Source organism: Sphingopyxis sp. L1A2A (assembly GCF_005502465.1).
GTDB lineage: Bacteria > Pseudomonadota > Alphaproteobacteria > Sphingomonadales > Sphingomonadaceae > Sphingopyxis.
Genome location: NZ_SCOT01000006.1, coordinates 1 through 15,835, shown reverse-complemented (window position 1 = coordinate 15,835; position 15,835 = coordinate 1). Strand labels below are relative to the sequence as shown.

Genomic DNA, 15,835 nt, shown 5'->3' with positions numbered 1-15,835 from the left:
ACAAAAATCTCGTCGGGGCCACTTCGAGTCCTTTTGAGACCTAGGGGGAATCATGAACTGCACAAATCGCACGCGTCTTTGGACAGCCGGTAGCCTTACCATTGCGGCGTTGCTCACTGCTCTGCCGGTCGCGGCGCAGGAAACCACGCCCGCGGTCACCGCTGATACAGTCGATGAAGGCGGACTGACGGAAATCGTCGTCACCGCACAGAAGCGCGAGCAGAATTTGCAGGACGTCAGCGCGACCGTCCAGGCTCTTTCTGGCGAGGATCTGGCGAAAAATGGGGTCAACGATGTCTCGCGCCTCGAGCAGCTTTCGCCGGGCCTCGTGTTCGCGAAGGGCGGCAACGATACGAAAATCGCATTGCGCGGTGCCAACTCCAACAGCACGTTCGCGGACAACACGTCAATCGTCGGCTTTTTTGTCGACGGCGTCTTCAAGCCGCGTTCGTCACAGCAATCGCGCGCGTTCTTCGACGTTCAGCGTCTGGAGGTTCTACGCGGGCCGCAGGGGACGCTGTACGGGCGCAATACGCTCGGCGGCGCGATCAACATATACACCAATGCGCCCGACACCTCCGAGCCGGGCCTCAGCGGCAGCATCGATACCCGATACAGCCGCTTTAACGACCTTCGCAACGAACTGGTTGTCAACGCGGGCATCAGCGACAATTTCGCTGCCCGTTTCGCCCTGTTGACTAACAACAGCGATGGCTGGGTCAAGAATTTGATCGGACCGAACCTAGGCGTTGCCGACACTTTGTCGTTCCGCGCGTCGGCTCTCTGGCGCGCGAGCGATAGCGTTGACCTGACGCTGCGTTACACACGCATAGCGGAAGATGGCAACCCGGCCGGCATGTTCGCGATCAACGGCGCTTGTCGCACGACGGCGACCAATGGCTTGACCGATCCATTCGGTCCGGTACTCGATTGCCAAAATCCTCGTCGTGGTTCGGGGGCAACGCCCCGCTTCGATCTCATCGACGGTACTCCGGGCCTCTCCAACAAGGACAAGCGCACCGTCATTCGCGATTATGTCCATGACGATCGCCTGCGGGAGTCGAACGTCACGCTCGAAGGCAATTTTGATTTCGGCCCGGTGGCCCTTAAATCAATCAGTTCCTTCACCAACTATTCCTCGTTGCTGGGTAATGACTCGGATTACAGCTCGAATGCGCACGGGCGCGAGTGGGTCGAGGAGAATAACAAATCCTACACCCAGGAACTCCAGTTGATCTCGCAGTGGGACGGTCCGCTCGAGCTGACGGCCGGCGGCTATGCGTCGTATGACAAGCTGCTCTTTTCCTACTCGTCGCTGCGGCATACGTTGGACAATCTTGCCGCGCGGCCGACGGCGACCTCGACCAACGGAGTTATCCTGCCGGTGCAAACCGGCACCCCGCTGGTGTCGTTGGCGAATTCGATCAATTCCGCGTCGAACAATACGCAGTTCATCAACAGCCGCTATCTCGGCGTGTTCGGTGAAGCCAAATTCTCGATAAGCGACGCGCTGCGGGTGATCGGCGGGATCCGTTACAACAACGAACGCAAGCACGCGATCAATGGCAATGCGGCCTATTTTGGCAGTCTGACCCCAAGCGTGGCGCCCACCGATCCGCGGACGATCTTTCCGTATAATCCCGCTACAGCGACGGCGAAAACAGATGTTAGGGCAACATTTGAAAATGTTACCTGGCGCGCTGGTGCCGAATTCGACGTCAATCCCGACGTCATGCTTTACGCCACCGCCTCGACCGGTTTCCTCTCGGGCGTGATGAACCAGAATGGAACCGTCACGCAGCCTCAGAAGTCTCGCTCTTACGAGCTTGGCATGAAGTCACGCTTCTGGGACCGCAGGGCCGAGCTCAACATCTCGCTTTACGACGTGCGCTATTCGGATCTTGCAACCACCTTCCAGATCCCGAACCCGGCCAATGTGGGCTCGTTCATCACGCTATCCTCGAACGGCGGCGTCTTGAAGGCTCGCGGCGCCGAAGTCTCGCTCGCCCTGCTTCCGGTCGAATCCTGGAAAATCTCGATCGGCGCATCCTATCTCGATGCGAAATACGCGCGCTTCGGGATCAATCTGCCCGGCGGCTTCCAGGTCGTTAACGGTGCGGTTCCTGCCAGCCGGTTTATCGACCTGCGCGGCGAGCGCCCACCCTATACGCCCGAATTCACTTTCTCGATCGCTACGGGATATGACTTCGACATCGGCGTCGGCACGCTGACCCCTCAGGTGCAGTTCCGCTACAGCGACTCCTATTTCGCGCATGGCGGACTGCCCTTCGATCTGTCGGGGTTCCAGCCGAGCTTTACGCAGACCGACCTGCGCCTGTCGTTCCTTTCGGCCGATGAACGATGGACGCTCGATGTCTTTGCCGAAAACCTCGAAAACGAAATGCTTAACCAGCGCACCCAGACCGGTGGCGATGGCTTGCAGCAGGCGAACTGGGGCATGCCGCGCAACTACGGCGCGCGTGTCAAGATCCGCTTTTAAGCGAACCGAACAACCAACAGAAAAGGGGGGCATCCGCCCCCCTTTTTATTTGGCTGCAAAAGGCAGAAGTCTCGATGTCGATAGATTTCGAGACCCGGGCGCGTTTTAGGCGGCGCCAATAGCCTTTGCGGCGTTGGCGCGCGCGCCGATAATCTGTGCGAGCACCGCGATTTCGTCGAACAACCGCCATTCGCGCAAGATTTTTCCGTCCCTCATTTCGAAATGTGTCGCGCCAAGTATCTTGACCGGACTGCGCGTCGGCGGCCCGTAAAGCGGTACGCCGGAGTAGGTGCCATGAAGAACCCAGATAGCGGCTATCCGCTGGCCAAGTTCGGTCGATTGGCAGACGACAAGGTCGCGCACCTCGATTTTGCCGTCGGGAAAGACCGCAAGGAGGTCGATAATCTGCTGCTGGTAAGGGTCAATGGCTTGCGCGCGATGCAGGCGTACTGTGTGACAAACGACTTTTGGGTCGCAATAATCGACGACACGATCGAACCGGCGCCGATTCCACACCGTGTCATACATATCGAGGATGGTCCGGCATGCGGCATCGAAACGCTCTGGCCGAACGCCCGAGACGCCTTCGCGCACCGGATGGGGGTAGGAACCCGCAAAAGGGCCGGCGTCGTCAGCGATCGCCATGATCTCGCCGGTTACCGGCGATGCTTTGGCCAAATCCGCGGCGACCATCTCGGGATCGATGCCGAGCGATTGCAGAACCGCATATTCGTCGCGCACCAGCCATTCCTCTACGACTTTGCCGTCCTGGACGAGGCAGTGTGCGATCGTGCGTGACACCCAGTTTTTGCCGGTCGGCGGACCATAGGTCCAATATCCGAGGTTGGTACCGGTCTTCAGCACGCGATGCGAACTGATGAAGCCCATCGGCCCGCGCTGCTCCCAGACAACATCTTCTCCCGACCCACCGCCGCCGTTCGGGAATGCACTCATTTTCTGGATGCTGTTGAGGATTACATGCTCGAAGTCATAGGTCTCGCCATAAGCAGTATGCACCTTGATATCGTCAGCATAATGCTCGCCGAGGCGGCCGAGGCCCTTGTCGATCCAGATCTGGTCGGTCCAGGAGAGGATATAATCGCGGGGGTCACGAAATGGCGCATAGGCACTTGGTTCGAGGTCGGCGAGTGGGTCAAAGTCTGGCATCATGCATCCTCATTTGTTGCATTCGAATGCTAAACTTTTCTCCTATAGAATTCAAGTGCTGGCGAGTCTGGCGGATGCGCCTCGCACCAGCTCGCCAGAAAAGACTCGCTTCTCGGTGATAAGCTGTGGGTCGTCTATGCGCGCCATCAGCATATCGATCGCAGCATCGACCATCAAATTTGTCGGCTGCCGGATCGTGACGAGATCATAGCTTGCCCACTGGCCAGCCGCCGAGCCGTCAAAGCCCACGATCGAGATATCTTCGGGAACCTTAAGGCCAAACCCATGACGAGCCTCGTCCATGCAGCCGATGGCGAGCATGTCGTTGGCACAGATGATCGCGTCGGGCCGGTTCGCGCTGGACGCAAGTTTGCGCATGGCCTCGCGTCCGCCCTGATAGGTGAAATCGGCAACGACGATCTCGACGGGTTTGACCCCGACGTTTGCCATCCGTTCAGCGGCGCTCGACACGCGCTGCCGACTGACGGGCGAATCCTCGGGCCCGGAGACGATTGCGATACGGCAGTGACCTGCGGCACAAAGCTCATCGACCAGCCAGCGCTCGCCCTCCGACTGGTCGCAGGAGACGCTATTCACGGCGACCTCTTCATAAACGCGGTTGACAAAAACGACAGGAATCTCGCGCTGCGAGAGCATTTCGACATGGCGGGGGGGCAGGGTCACGGCGGCGACAACGCCAGCGACGCGATACTGCCAGAGCTGGTCGATCACATGATCTGCGTCGCTCTCATGATCAAGCGTGAACAGGAGCGTGTTGAGCCCACGCGCGCTCAACGCCTGGCCAAGGACCGAGGTAAATTCCGGGTTGAAGCTGAGATTGGCTACGACCACGGCAACGAGGCTCGACCGGCGCGTGATGAGACTGCGCGCGATCGCGTTTGGTTGATATCCAAGCTTGTTGACTGCTTTTAATATCTTGGCGCGGGTACGGGCCGACACGCTGGCGCCGGGCGTAAAATATCGAGAGACTGCGGATTGCGACACGCCTGCTTCATGCGCCACATCATAGGATGTGACCGGCTTGTTCTTATCCACGCCATCACTGGTCGTCTGTGCCGCTTTTCTCGCCATAATCCTGGATCCATCATGAGGTCGCCGCCCGCTGGAGCAGGTTTGCGGTCCTTATCTCCCTCGCGCCGCGAAGCAAAACAGGAATTGGCGCAACAGTGTATTGTGTGCATTCGAATGCAGTGATAAAGCGCAGCATGGTCGCACGGCGTGAGCGATCACAAGCTGGGATGAGGGCAAACCATGAATGCGAAGAGTAGCGTTGTTGTGAGCGCAGAAAGTCGGCTGATCAGATATGAGGATCTGGTACCCTGCCAACTCGCTTTCATCGATTGCAAATTGCCCGGGTCTGATCGCAAGTTGAACTACTCGATTATCGGGCCCGGTGTGACGCAGTCGGCCGATCAAGTCGTAAATCTAGCCGAGCCCCACGGCTTTGCGCTCGGCGTGGCGGCGATGCCGCACGGCGTCACCAACAATCTTCACATGCATTACACCGCCGAGGTCTTTATGATCTATCGCGGCGAGTGGACGTTTCGCTGGGGTCCCGACGGCAAGGACGGCGAAGTCGTCGGACGCGCGGGTGATACATTATCGATCCCGACCTGGATTTTTCGCGGCTTCACCAACACGGGACCCGATGACAGCTGGATATTCACGCTCCTTGGGCAGGATGAGTCGGGCGGGGTGGTCTGGCATCCCAGCATCCTGGAAAATGCCGCAAGACACGGCCTCTTTCTCACGCGCGACAATATGATGGTCGATACCGCGAGCGGAGCGACCAAGCCCGCGGACAAGGATTTGATTACACCGCTGACCGAGGCCGATATTGCGGCGATGCGGCCCTATACCCCCGAGCAGATGCGCGCGCGCATGGTCGCGGCAGACGAACTTGTCTGGTCGCACGCCGCCACGCTGGATCATGTCGTTCCGGGACATGGTTGCGAAATCGCGCCCGTCATCGGCAACGGGATGTCCGAAGACCGCAATGCGGACGCCAAAATCCGCAATCCGCATGGGTTCGGTCTCGAATATATGCGGATCGAGCCGGGGCAGCAGGTCGGCCCGTTCCGCATTTCGCAAAAGCAGGTTCTGATTATTCGGGAAGGCTCCCTCGAAGTCGTGCTGGGCCAGCAGGACGCTGAAACCAGCGCGCGAGCCGAACCCTGGTCGACCTATTCGGTCCCGGGCGACTGCTGGCGGGCGTACCGATCGGTCGGCGACAAACCGGTGCTAATGAGTGTTACGACCACCGGCGATGCGCGTGCAATCATCGAATGGGAGCCTGCCCTCGTCGCTTACGCTTTCTCCATGAACCTTGGGCGCGATCCCAACGGTTATCTCGCACCCGCGAACTTGCTGCCGGAGAATTAAACATGCGTTCGAACAAGCTGCGCCAACTCAAGGCGGAAGGACGACCGATCGTCAATGCCTGGCTGTCAATCGGCTCGGCCTACGCGGCGGAAGCCGTAGCGCATCAGGGCTTCGACGCTGCAACGGTTGACTGCCAGCATGGGATGATCGGCTTTGAAACCGCGATTCTGATGCTGCAGGCGATTTCAAGCACGGATGCAATTCCGCTGGTCCGCCCTTCGGGGCTTGTGCCGTCGGAAATCATGCGGTTCCTCGATGCCGGAGCATATGGCATAATCTGCCCGATGATCTCGACAGCGCGTGACGCCGCGGATCTTGTCTCGGCCTGCCGTTATCCCCCCGATGGCACGCGATCGTTTGGGCCGGCACGCGGACTGCTGTACGGAGGCGCTGATTATCTGGATGGCGCCAATCGCGAGCTGCTGGTGTTTGGGATGATTGAGACCCGGGCGGGATTGGACAATCTCGAAGATATTCTGGGGGTGCAAGGCCTCGACGGAATTTACGTGGGTCCAAATGATCTGTCGCTGGCGCTGGGCCATCGGCCCGAAAATGAAAGCAGCGTGTCCGAAGTCGCCGATGCTATTGAGCTGGTAAGACGACGCACCGTGGAGGCGGGCAAAATTGCTGGTATCTTCTGTTCGAACGGACCAGCCGCGGCCATGCGTGTCGCGCAGGGCTTCGACCTGGTAACGCCTGGCAATGATGCTGCGCTGCTGCGCGGGGTCATGCGCGATGCCGTCAATGCCAGCCGGGCATGACCGGGGCTGCGCGTCCACTGATTTGCCTCGGCGGCACGCTGTGTGACGCACGCGTGTTTGCGCCGCTGCTCAATTGCCTGTCGCGCTCCGCCTCCATTTGGTCGCACAGCCGTTTTGAGTGCATTCCGAAGGCCGCGGTCGGTCTGTTGGATGCGCTGTCCGAAGAGTTTGTTGCGATCGGTTTCTCGCTTGGCGGCTTTATCGCGCTCGACGCGCTTCGCTTGGCACCGGACAAGGTTGCCGGCGTGATCCTGATTTCTGGCAACGCCTTTCCCGATGACCCGGCTAACGCCAGAGCCCGCCGCGACGACGTTGCGGCGGGGCGCCGCGAAGGGTTGCGCGCGCTGATGAAGAGGCGGGGGGCCGCCTTTGTGTCACCGTCCTGTGCAATACCCAATGATGTGGTGGACATGATTGCCGAAATGGCGGAGGCCGAGGGTCATTCGGTTCATGCGCGGCAGGCCGAAATGAATATCCGTCGGCCCGATCTTCGCGCCGTCGTGGCCGCATCAGAAAGACCAATTTTGGCGCTTGCGGGGGTGGATGACCATATCTGCCCGAGTGATCGCTATCGGGATTTGCAACGCGCTCCAAACGCGACGCTGACGATGATCGAAGGCGCTGGGCACTTCCTCCCGCTCGAAGCGCCAGCCGCATGCGCCGAAGCTATCGAGCTATTTCTGAAAGAGCACGACTTATGATCTTGGGCTGCATTGCCGATGACTTTACAGGAGCGGGGGACCTCGCGAGTATCCTGACGGGGCAGGGTATGTGCACCAGCCTGCTGACTTCAACCAGCGATATCCAGGGCGCACGCTCGGATGCGGGCGTCGTCGCGCTAAAGACGCGATCGATCGCGCCCGCTGACGCGGTAAGCCAATCGATTGACGCGCTGCGGGCGCTGCGCGATGCTGGCTGCGAGCAATTTTACTTCAAATATTGTTCGACATTCGATTCTACGCACAGCGGCAATATCGGACCCGTTGCAGAAGCACTGATGCGCGAAATTGGCGTCACAAAAGCGATTGTGTGCCCTGCCTTCCCGGCAAATGGCCGCACCGTCTATCAGGGGCATTTGTTCGTCGGCGATACCCTTCTGGCGGAATCGAGCATGCGCGATCATCCCGTCACACCGATGACCGATAGCGACATCCGGCGCTGGCTTGGGCATCAAGCCAGCGGCGCGGTCAGGCACGTCCCCCACCGGATCATCACGGCTGGGATCGACGCCATCAAGCAGGCTATCGACGCTGCGCCGGGGGGCCTTATCGTCTGCGATGCCGTTACGGACGATGATTTGCGTGCGATCGGCCACGCGGCCGAAGCGATGGCACTGGTCACCGGTGGCTCGGCGCTGGCCCTTGGACTGCCCGACAATTTCCGTGCCGCAGCAAAACTGTCGGCCAGCAGTTCCGAGTTCGAGGCGGGCCGCGGACCCGCACTCCTTCTGGCAGGAAGTTGCTCAGCTGCGACGAACGCGCAGGTCAGCAGATATAAACAAGATAATCCTGCCTTTGCGATTGATGGTGCAGCGTTGCTCGCAGGCTATCCCGTTCTCGAATATGCTGACGCGTTCGCGCGCGAATATCAGGACAAGGCTCCCTTGATCTATTCGACCATCACGCCTGACGCCGTTGCCAGCGGTCGCACGCGAGCCGGTTTTGGCGCGGTATCGGCGGCGATCGAAAACCTTATGGCCAAGCTTGCGTTGCGAGCGAGAGATCGTGGCGTTGCACGTCTGGTTGTTGCTGGCGGCGAAACGTCCGGCGCGGTCGTTGAGGCGCTTCGTCCCGGCGCAATGGCAGTAGGGCCAGACGTTGCCCCGGGCGTTCCGCTTCTTTCTGCAAGCGGGATCAGCTTCGCCCTGAAATCCGGCAATTTCGGCGACGATGAATTTTTCGCGAAAGCTCTCAGGATGATGGAGACCATGCCATGAGCCTCTCGCCGATCCGCGAAGACATCTGCCGCTTGGGACGATCGCTTTTCGATCGGGGATATACCCATGGAACGTCGGGCAATATCAGTGTGCTGTTGGACGATGGACGAATGATCGTGACGCCGACCGATTCATCGCTTGGCGAGCTGGATCCTGCTACGCTCACGCTGCTTGGCTCCGATGGCAGCACCATGGACGGCCGTGCGCCGACGAAAGAACTACCATTGCACAGTGCATTGTACCGCACACGCGGCGCAGCTCGAGCAATTGTTCATTTGCACTCGACCCACTCGGTCGCCGCCTCGATGCTCCCCGATCTTGATCCCGCCGATGTTTTTCCACCGCTCACAGCTTATTATCTGATGAAGGTCGGACGCACCGCGCTTTTGCCATATTTTCGACCCGGAGACCCCCGCGTGGCCGATGCGATCGACGCATTGGCAGGTCGATATTCGTCGATTTTGCTGGCAAATCATGGCCCTGTTGTTTCTGGATTATCACTGACGGCGGCAGGAGCCGCGATTGAGGAGCTCGAGCAGACGGCGAAACTTTATTTGCTCGTCGGGCATCGACAAGCGAACTTGCTGGATATCACGGAAGCTTCGGCACTTCGGTGCGACTAAGTGATCGGCAATCAATCATGGGTTCAGGTTGTTCAATTTAGATGCTTCCTTTCTCGCTCGAAGCCCAAGGTTAGCGGTCCTTCGACTCATTGTCCGATTGTGTACAATTAATTTTGGAAGTGATCTGCCCCCTTCTGAGTGGTCCAAAATTGATGATATTTTGGATTACGAAGGAGATTATGAATGCCGAGCAAGAAGCATCGCCCGGAAGAGATTATTGGCAAGCTGCGTGAAGCGGAGGTTGTGCTGGCGCAGGGCGCCACGACGGCTGAAGCGTGTCGCCGGATCGCGGTCAGCGAGCAGACCTATTATCGGTGGCGCAAGGAATATGGCGGCCTGAAAACCGACCAGGCGCGTCGGATGAAGGACCTGGAGAAGGAGAATCTTCGGCTTCGGCGTGCGATATCCGACCTCACTTTGGACAAGCTGATATTGCAGGAAGCTGCCCGGGGAAACTTCTGAGCCCCGCGCGCCGAAGGCGCTGTATCGACCACATCAGAACGATGATTCCGGTGTCCGAGCGGCGGCTCTGCCGCGTACTCGGGCAGCACCGATCGACACAGCGCAAGGCGCCCCGCGGGGCAGATGACGAAGCGGCTCTTACCGAGGATATCATTGCGCTGGCGCGGCAATATGGTCGTTATGGCTATCGCCGGGTGACGGCGTTGCTGCGCGATGCGGGGTGGCATGTGAACCGCAAGCGAGTCGAGCGCATCTGGCGACGCGAGGGGCTGAAGGTGCCGCAAAGACAACCGAAACGCGGGCGGCTCTGGCTGAATGACGGATCGTGCATCCGGCTTCGGCCCGAGTATCCCGGCCATGTCTGGTCCTACGACTTCGTCGAGGGCCGCACCCACGATGGTCGCAAATATCGTATCCTGTCGATCATCGACGAGGCGAGCCGGGAGTGCATGGCGTTGCCCGTGGCGCGTAAACTCAGGAGCGACGACGTGCTGGCGGCGCTGGCCGAACTGTTCGTCACGCGCGGGCCACCAGCGCATATCAGGTCTGACAATGGGCCGGAGTTTATTGCCACGGCGGTGCAGGAATGGCTGGCGAAGGTCGGTGTGAAGACGCTCTACATCACGCCCGGATCGCCCTGGGAGAATGGCTATTGCGAAAGCTTCAACGGATCGCTGCGCGATGAACTGCTCAACGGCGAAATCTTCTACTCGCTCGCCGAGGCCCGGATCCTGATCGAAGCCTGGCGCCGACATTACAACACCGTCCGGCCGCACAGCTCGCTCGGATATCGGCCACCGGCGCCGGAGGCCGTTCCCTCGCCAGTGTTGGCCGTAGGTGGAGCGAAGCGGAACCGGAGGGCAACACTGGCGAGGGAGGCGTCAATGCACTAACAATCCACCCGGACCACTCGGTGGGGGCCGGTCAGAGCGTCCGACTGCAATCAGGCAGGTCCAGGTGCAAGACAGCCGCACGCGCCCAATGGATGGCATATCGCTTCGGCAATTTGTTTCACGCGCGCATACTCACAATGGTAACGTTAATGCGAGGGCTAAAGGGCGTTCACGCCGGAAGATCGAAAAAATCTACTTTCCCACTTCCAAGCTCGTAATAGGCGCCAACGACGATTAGATTATCCTCGGCCTGTGCTTGAAGAAACAACGGCGACGCATCGTCGCGCAGCTCACGGACGACCCGCCGCACATTTTGCCTGACGGCGGACTCGATCCCGGTTCCTTCCGACAGATCTGCCTCCAGAACCGCTGGGATGATCGGCTGGATCATCTTGCCGATATTTCCCGGAAACCGGGCCTGATCCTTGACCACCGAGACAGCCGCTTGGACTGCGCCGCATCCTTCGTGCCCCATCACCACGATAAGCGGGACGCCAAGCACTGAGACAGCAAACTCGAGGCTGCCTAACGCGGCGGTATCGAGGGTGTTTCCGGCGTTTCGAACAATGAAAAGCTCTCCTAGGCCGCGCCCGAAAAGTAGCTCGGGGGGAACGCGCGAATCCGAGCAGCTGATATAGGCTGCGAATGGCGACTGCCCAGCGGCCAGTCGCAGCCGGGTATCGCGATCGAGGGGCGGCATGATCGGCTCGTCGTTCAGGAAGGCCAGATTTCCATCGCGCAGCAGCGCCAGCGCTTCATTGGGACTCATCGTCATGCGTGCGCCACCGCAACGACGAGAACGGCCGTGGTAGCTGCCCATCCCGCATAGAGGCTGAGTTTGAATCGGGAGTAGGTCATTCTTGCGTCCTTTCTCATGGGTCCGGCGGATTTAGTAAAGTCCGCTGGAGGCGTTCGTTCGCCTGCGAATTGGTCTTTTCAGGTGGTGGAGAAGCGGGTTCGATCATTCAGGCAACGCTGTCCTTGCCGTGGACGGCTGGCGCGTCTTCCACAGCGACCAGCCGACCCCAGCTGCCAAGATTGCGAAGGTGATCGTGAGCGAGACAGCGGGCGGGATTTTTGCAAGACCGAGCGCATCGGCCACGAAGATCTTCGATCCGATGAAGATCAGCAGCAGCGCGAGCGCATATTTGAGATAGTGGAACCGGTGCACCATCGCCGCGAGCGCGAAGTACAGGGCTCGTAGCCCGAGGATCGCGAAAATATTCGAGGTGTAGACGATGAACGGATCGGTCGTGATCGCGAAGATCGCCGGCACGCTGTCGACCGCGAATACGACATCGACGATTTCAACCATCGCCAGCGCTAGGAACAGGGGCGTCACCCACAGCTTCGCCTTGCCGGTCGTCGCGTCCGGCTGCCGGACGAAAAAGCGCTCGCCGTGGAGCTTGTCCGTCACGGGGAGGTGCTTCTGGATGAAACGTAGTGCCCCGCTCGATCCGACATCATAGTCCTTGCCCGCGGTCATCCACATCTTGATGCCGGTCAGGATGAGGAAGGCGGCAAAGATATAGAGCACCCAACTGAACTGCTCGACCAAGGTCGCGCCGACGCCGATCATGATCGCGCGCAGAACGATAACGCCAAGGATCCCCCAGAATAGCACGCGGTGCTGATACTGCCGCGGAATTGCGAAGTAGGTGAAGATCATCGCGATCACGAAGACATTGTCCATCGCGAGGCTTTTTTCGATGACGAAGCCGGTGACATATTGAAGCCCGGCGGTCTCGCCCATGTACCACCACACCCAGGCGCCAAAGAGCAGGCCGAGGCCGATATAGACCGCCGACAGGATCAGGCTCTCGCTCACTCCGATCTCGCGCTGCTTTTTGTGCAGGACGCCGAGGTCGAGCGCCAGCAGGGTGACGACGATGGCAATGAAGGCGAGCCACATCCAGAGCGGCTTGCCCAACCATAGATATTCGAGAGTTTCCATAAATATGATCCGATCCGGGTCGGCCTGACGTCAGGCGATTGATGATTGTCCGACATCGCAACCCATCAAGGTCGCCAGAGGGGCCCGGAATTGATGCGCAGGCAAGCCGCCGCCGATGCAAGTCGGCGACGGCGGCGTTCAGTCAAACAGGTCCGACAAGAAGGACTTTTTTCGCGGGCCTGGGCGGTAGTGGCGATCGTCGTCGCCGCGGTAGCCATCCGAACGATTGTCTTGCCGCCGGTGATCGCCTTGGCGGGGCTCTGGGAGGGCGTCGCGGGCGCTGCGCTCGATGATTTTGTCGAGCTCGCCGCGATCAAGCCAGACGCCCCGACATGTCTGGCAATAGTCGATTTCGACGCCCGAACGCTCGGACAAGGTCAATCCCGTCCGGCAATTCGGGCACGGCATGGCGGACACCGCATCGGCAGTGCGCATGGCTCAGGCCTTGGCCTGACGGGGCGAATGGATCAGCCGGTGCAAGCGATCCTTGATCACAAGCCGCAGTTTTTTAAGCCGCAGTAACCGCCAGCTATCGGGTATTCGGCGCTTCTGTTCGCGGTTTATCTCCGCGTCCAGCTTGCTATGCGCGAGCGCCAATCGATACGTTATAGAATTCATAGCCTCTCTCCTCTCGATGTTCGGTCGATCGGAAAGGTGCAGAACTCCCTGACGGACTCACGAGCTGATCACCGATCCGATGCGGTCCGACATCGCAGCTGCCAAAACGACAGCCGCCAGAGGGGCCCGGGCCGCGGGAGAAGTGATAAGCGGCAAGGCCATAGATGGCCAATTCGATTTTCTGCTCTAACCGATAGAAGAAAACTATCGTTTGAACGCGCTCATAATCAAAGCAGCGCCCGAGCCTCGGCTGCGATGCGGTCGGCTATGATGCTATAGTCGCCGCTATAAGCTGCGCCCGATCGCCACGCGGCCGCAATGCTGCGCGTCAGCTCGAAGCCCTTGGGCTCAAGCAGAACCACCCCGGTTCGGCCAGCGACATCGGAGCGGAAGTATAGTTCGGGGAGTATTGCCAGTCCTATTCCCGAGGTCGCCATCTGGTGAACGCTATCGAGGCTGGTGCCTTCATAGTCGCGCAGCAGCTCCATGCCGAACTCGGAGCAAATATTCGCGACCTGGCGATGGAGGTGGTGACGCCGGTCGAGGCTCAGAACCGGCGCGCCGCGCAGATGGTCGACATGCAGGTCTGGAATTTTCGCCAGTGGATGGTCGGTGGCGGCGACCAGAAACAGGCGTTCGCGAAACAGCGGCTCTACGGTGAGTCCGCGACCTTCGATGGGCAGGGGACCGAGCAGCATGTCGAGCGCACCGCGCGCAAGTTGAAGCGCCTGCTCTTCCGGAATACCTTCCCTGATATGTAGCCGAAGGTCAGGCTGCTCGCGATGCAGCGCAGCAACGATCGGCGGCATCAAATAGGGTCCCAGTGTCGGGGTAACGCCAAAGCGTAGCGTCCCGGCGAGACGTTCCCCGCTGCGACGGGCCAGATCGCGGATATCCTCGGCGTCGACGAGCAGGCGCCGCGCCCGAATGGTGATTTCGCGGCCTACCGGCGTCAGCTCGGCGCCCGACATGTGCCGTTCGATCAGAACGACACCCAGTCGGTCTTCGAGCGAGCGCAGCTGCTGGCTGAGGGTAGGCTGTGATACATTGCATGCTTGCGCGGCACGCCCAAAGTTGCGCAGATCGGCAACCGCGACGAGATACTCAAGCTGACGTAAGGTAGGCATCGCGCAAAACTTTACCTGTCGATGTCTCGCTTCCAATGAGAAGACTGTCTTGAGCTTAGGCAATTCGGAGAATGATTTCGACGAAAAACGCGCCAGCGCTTTCGCCAGCAGATCTCGCTCATCTATTCGTAGTGACCGAGATTAGAAAACACCATCCGCCGGCCGGGCCGCTTTCACCAGAAATTATCCAGCTACACAACTTCGGCCTGCTCTCGATCGGCGGTCGGATATGGATATTCAGTCGCCGACCCACGAATGGCCGACGAGCGACAATGTCTGCTTTTCACCTATTAGGCTGTAAGCAGGCATTCTGCAAAAGAGTCAGCGGTATCGAACGCCTGTATGTGCGTTCGGGTTATGATGCATATTCCGTAGGATGTTGAAGCCGCCAAGCGTCGATTATTCGCTTTCCTACAATATTTCGCGCTGTCATGCCGAGCCTATGCAAGAACGCGGACCCAAATGGCGCGACCGGGCGCTCGCTATCGAATTCTGGATCGCGACCGCGTTAGTAGGCGGCTCGTTCCTCGTCGGGGCGTGGCAGGCCCTCAAATATTTGTTCTAGCGGTGCAGGTGGCGCACTGGGGCTACGCGCCAGCGGCGAGCGGTGAAGGAGCAATGTTCTCAGGCGCTACACCGTCGACATCGACAAGGTCTTCACCCACCACGATGCCCGTAATGCGAACACGCTTTTCGATATGGTCGACCGGAACGCGGTGCAAGTCGAGGCGCCACCGGCCGCCAAGGTCACGGCGAAGTGAGAAACCGCCCGCGTCGCGGAGCAAGGTTCCCGTCTCTTCGATTCTCGTGCCGATGATCATCATGTCTTTGGCCTACGCAAAGTCGCAACACCGCGCCAGAAACTTTGGCTGAAGGCCTTTCAACCCAGCCTAAATGCTCAGCGACGCCGAAATGGCTCGCAAGCCACCCCGTCACCGTCGCCATCCATTTCTGGCCGATATCCGGGCTGACCGCGGTATAATGGTGCGGCACCCGCTGCCCATGCCGCATTGCAATTGCGGTAAAAGACGCCGGACGGCGCCGGCGATGCAATAGGCTGGCGCACGGCGGATGCCTTCGGCTTAGGCCGATGAACCCTGGGATTGGCGGCCCGATAGTCAGCCGGCTGTTGGAAGTCGGAACTCCAGATGCCCAGTTTGAGGGACTTGGCGCGCGCCTCGGCGCCGAGATAGCGATCGCTAAACTGAGGCAACGCAACTGCAAGACCCGCTTCGACCATGGCTTGGCCTAGATCTATCTGCCGCGCGGTGCAGCTGGTGCGGATTCCGAGGTCATCACGCGCAGTGTTCCGATTTGATCGTGCGCAGCATTCCGACGTGATCTCGCGCAGCATTCCGATTTGAAGCTGCGCACCATTCCGATTTGATCAT

At 59.6% G+C, this 15,835-nt stretch carries 17 protein-coding genes; 8 read left to right on the top strand and 9 right to left on the bottom strand.

Going from position 1 to position 15,835, the window contains the following annotated elements:
- The first annotated feature begins 52 nt into the window (after nt 1–52).
- Entirely contained in the window at nt 53–2,500 is a 2,448-nt protein-coding gene (locus FFS68_RS05710) for a TonB-dependent receptor (protein ID WP_137752240.1), read from the top strand.
- A gap of 105 nt (nt 2,501–2,605) precedes the next feature.
- Here the strand turns inward: FFS68_RS05710 and FFS68_RS05705 are convergent, their stop codons facing one another.
- Nucleotides 2,606–3,670: an ester cyclase gene (locus tag FFS68_RS05705; protein ID WP_137752239.1), complete on the bottom strand. Its 1,065-nt coding sequence runs from the start codon at nt 3,668–3,670 to the stop codon at nt 2,606–2,608.
- Between the two features lie 48 nt (nt 3,671–3,718).
- On the bottom strand, nt 3,719–4,759 hold the full coding sequence (locus FFS68_RS05700) for a LacI family DNA-binding transcriptional regulator (RefSeq protein ID WP_137752238.1): 1,041 nt from the start codon (nt 4,757–4,759) through the stop codon (nt 3,719–3,721).
- Nucleotides 4,760–5,083: 324 nt separating this feature from the next.
- Between FFS68_RS05700 and FFS68_RS05695 the strand changes: the two genes are divergently transcribed.
- From FFS68_RS05695 to FFS68_RS05670, 6 genes are all read left to right on the top strand, one after another.
- Entirely contained in the window at nt 5,084–6,070 is a 987-nt protein-coding gene (locus FFS68_RS05695) for a hypothetical protein (RefSeq protein WP_212742320.1), read from the top strand.
- A 2-nt stretch (nt 6,071–6,072) separates the two neighbouring features.
- Nucleotides 6,073–6,831: an aldolase/citrate lyase family protein gene (locus tag FFS68_RS05690; protein WP_137752236.1), complete on the top strand. Its 759-nt coding sequence runs from the start codon at nt 6,073–6,075 to the stop codon at nt 6,829–6,831.
- The gene (locus tag FFS68_RS05685; RefSeq protein WP_137752235.1) at nt 6,828–7,532 is read left to right on the top strand and encodes an alpha/beta hydrolase; all 705 of its coding nucleotides are present in this window, start codon (nt 6,828–6,830) and stop codon (nt 7,530–7,532) included. The genes FFS68_RS05690 and FFS68_RS05685 overlap by 4 nt, the downstream gene beginning before the upstream one ends.
- Entirely contained in the window at nt 7,529–8,767 is a 1,239-nt protein-coding gene (gene otnK, locus FFS68_RS05680) for a 3-oxo-tetronate kinase (RefSeq protein WP_137752234.1), read from the top strand. The genes FFS68_RS05685 and otnK overlap by 4 nt, the downstream gene beginning before the upstream one ends.
- Entirely contained in the window at nt 8,764–9,390 is a 627-nt protein-coding gene (otnC, locus tag FFS68_RS05675; RefSeq protein ID WP_137752233.1) for a 3-oxo-tetronate 4-phosphate decarboxylase, read from the top strand. The genes otnK and otnC overlap by 4 nt, the downstream gene beginning before the upstream one ends.
- A 183-nt stretch (nt 9,391–9,573) precedes the next feature.
- A protein-coding gene (locus FFS68_RS05670) for an IS3 family transposase (protein ID WP_137752232.1) occupies nt 9,574–10,745 on the top strand; the annotation gives its coding sequence in 2 pieces (ribosomal slippage) (nt 9,574–9,838 and nt 9,838–10,745; 1,173 coding nt in all).
- A gap of 169 nt (nt 10,746–10,914) precedes the next feature.
- Here FFS68_RS05670 and FFS68_RS05665 read toward each other — a convergent pair.
- From FFS68_RS05665 to FFS68_RS05645, 5 genes are all read right to left on the bottom strand, one after another.
- Nucleotides 10,915–11,520, bottom strand: a complete 606-nt coding sequence (locus FFS68_RS05665; protein ID WP_212742319.1) for a carbonic anhydrase — start codon at nt 11,518–11,520, stop codon at nt 10,915–10,917.
- Between the two features lie 186 nt (nt 11,521–11,706).
- Nucleotides 11,707–12,699, bottom strand: coding sequence for a TerC family protein (locus FFS68_RS05660; protein WP_137752231.1), 993 nt, complete (start codon nt 12,697–12,699; stop codon nt 11,707–11,709).
- A 138-nt stretch (nt 12,700–12,837) separates the two neighbouring features.
- On the bottom strand, nt 12,838–13,134 hold the full coding sequence (locus FFS68_RS05655) for a zf-TFIIB domain-containing protein (protein WP_137752230.1): 297 nt from the start codon (nt 13,132–13,134) through the stop codon (nt 12,838–12,840).
- Nucleotides 13,135–13,137: 3 nt separating this feature from the next.
- Nucleotides 13,138–13,317, bottom strand: coding sequence for a DUF465 domain-containing protein (locus tag FFS68_RS05650; RefSeq protein ID WP_137752229.1), 180 nt, complete (start codon nt 13,315–13,317; stop codon nt 13,138–13,140).
- 227 nt (nt 13,318–13,544) lie between these two features.
- Nucleotides 13,545–14,444 carry a hydrogen peroxide-inducible genes activator gene (locus FFS68_RS05645; RefSeq protein WP_137752228.1) on the bottom strand — a complete coding sequence of 300 codons (900 nt, stop codon included), beginning with the start codon at nt 14,442–14,444 and terminating at the stop codon, nt 13,545–13,547.
- Between the two features lie 442 nt (nt 14,445–14,886).
- On the opposite strand from FFS68_RS05645, the gene FFS68_RS18185 reads away from it, so the two are divergent.
- Nucleotides 14,887–15,009 carry a hypothetical protein gene (locus FFS68_RS18185; protein ID WP_283214591.1) on the top strand — a complete coding sequence of 41 codons (123 nt, stop codon included), beginning with the start codon at nt 14,887–14,889 and terminating at the stop codon, nt 15,007–15,009.
- A 22-nt stretch (nt 15,010–15,031) separates the two neighbouring features.
- Here the strand turns inward: FFS68_RS18185 and FFS68_RS05640 are convergent, their stop codons facing one another.
- Nucleotides 15,032–15,268 (bottom strand): DUF5818 domain-containing protein, encoded by a 237-nt coding sequence (locus tag FFS68_RS05640; protein WP_137752227.1) that lies wholly within the window; start codon nt 15,266–15,268, stop codon nt 15,032–15,034.
- A 74-nt stretch (nt 15,269–15,342) separates the two neighbouring features.
- Nucleotides 15,343–15,684: an excalibur calcium-binding domain-containing protein gene (locus tag FFS68_RS18045; RefSeq protein WP_249340031.1), complete on the bottom strand. Its 342-nt coding sequence runs from the start codon at nt 15,682–15,684 to the stop codon at nt 15,343–15,345.
- Between the last annotated feature and the right edge of the window lie 151 nt (nt 15,685–15,835).

Excerpts from the sequence above, each read along its gene's own strand:
- FFS68_RS05665 (WP_212742319.1), bottom strand. The coding sequence starts at position 11,520 with ATGACGATGAGTCCCAATGAAGCGCTGGCGCTGCTGCGCGATGGAAAT.
- FFS68_RS05685 (WP_137752235.1), top strand. The coding sequence starts at position 6,828 with ATGACCGGGGCTGCGCGTCCACTGATTTGCCTCGGCGGCACGCTGTGT.
- FFS68_RS05640 (WP_137752227.1), bottom strand. The coding sequence starts at position 15,268 with ATGATGATCATCGGCACGAGAATCGAAGAGACGGGAACCTTGCTCCGC.
- otnC (WP_137752233.1), top strand. The coding sequence starts at position 8,764 with ATGAGCCTCTCGCCGATCCGCGAAGACATCTGCCGCTTGGGACGATCG.
- FFS68_RS18185 (WP_283214591.1), top strand. The coding sequence starts at position 14,887 with ATGCAAGAACGCGGACCCAAATGGCGCGACCGGGCGCTCGCTATCGAA.
- FFS68_RS05710 (WP_137752240.1), top strand. The coding sequence starts at position 53 with ATGAACTGCACAAATCGCACGCGTCTTTGGACAGCCGGTAGCCTTACC.
- FFS68_RS05690 (WP_137752236.1), top strand. The coding sequence starts at position 6,073 with ATGCGTTCGAACAAGCTGCGCCAACTCAAGGCGGAAGGACGACCGATC.
- FFS68_RS05660 (WP_137752231.1), bottom strand. The coding sequence starts at position 12,699 with ATGGAAACTCTCGAATATCTATGGTTGGGCAAGCCGCTCTGGATGTGG.
- FFS68_RS05700 (WP_137752238.1), bottom strand. The coding sequence starts at position 4,759 with ATGGCGAGAAAAGCGGCACAGACGACCAGTGATGGCGTGGATAAGAAC.
- FFS68_RS05705 (WP_137752239.1), bottom strand. The coding sequence starts at position 3,670 with ATGATGCCAGACTTTGACCCACTCGCCGACCTCGAACCAAGTGCCTAT.
- FFS68_RS05645 (WP_137752228.1), bottom strand. The coding sequence starts at position 14,444 with ATGCCTACCTTACGTCAGCTTGAGTATCTCGTCGCGGTTGCCGATCTG.
- FFS68_RS05650 (WP_137752229.1), bottom strand. The coding sequence starts at position 13,317 with ATGAATTCTATAACGTATCGATTGGCGCTCGCGCATAGCAAGCTGGAC.
- otnK (WP_137752234.1), top strand. The coding sequence starts at position 7,529 with ATGATCTTGGGCTGCATTGCCGATGACTTTACAGGAGCGGGGGACCTC.
- FFS68_RS05655 (WP_137752230.1), bottom strand. The coding sequence starts at position 13,134 with ATGCGCACTGCCGATGCGGTGTCCGCCATGCCGTGCCCGAATTGCCGG.
- FFS68_RS18045 (WP_249340031.1), bottom strand. The coding sequence starts at position 15,684 with ATGGTCGAAGCGGGTCTTGCAGTTGCGTTGCCTCAGTTTAGCGATCGC.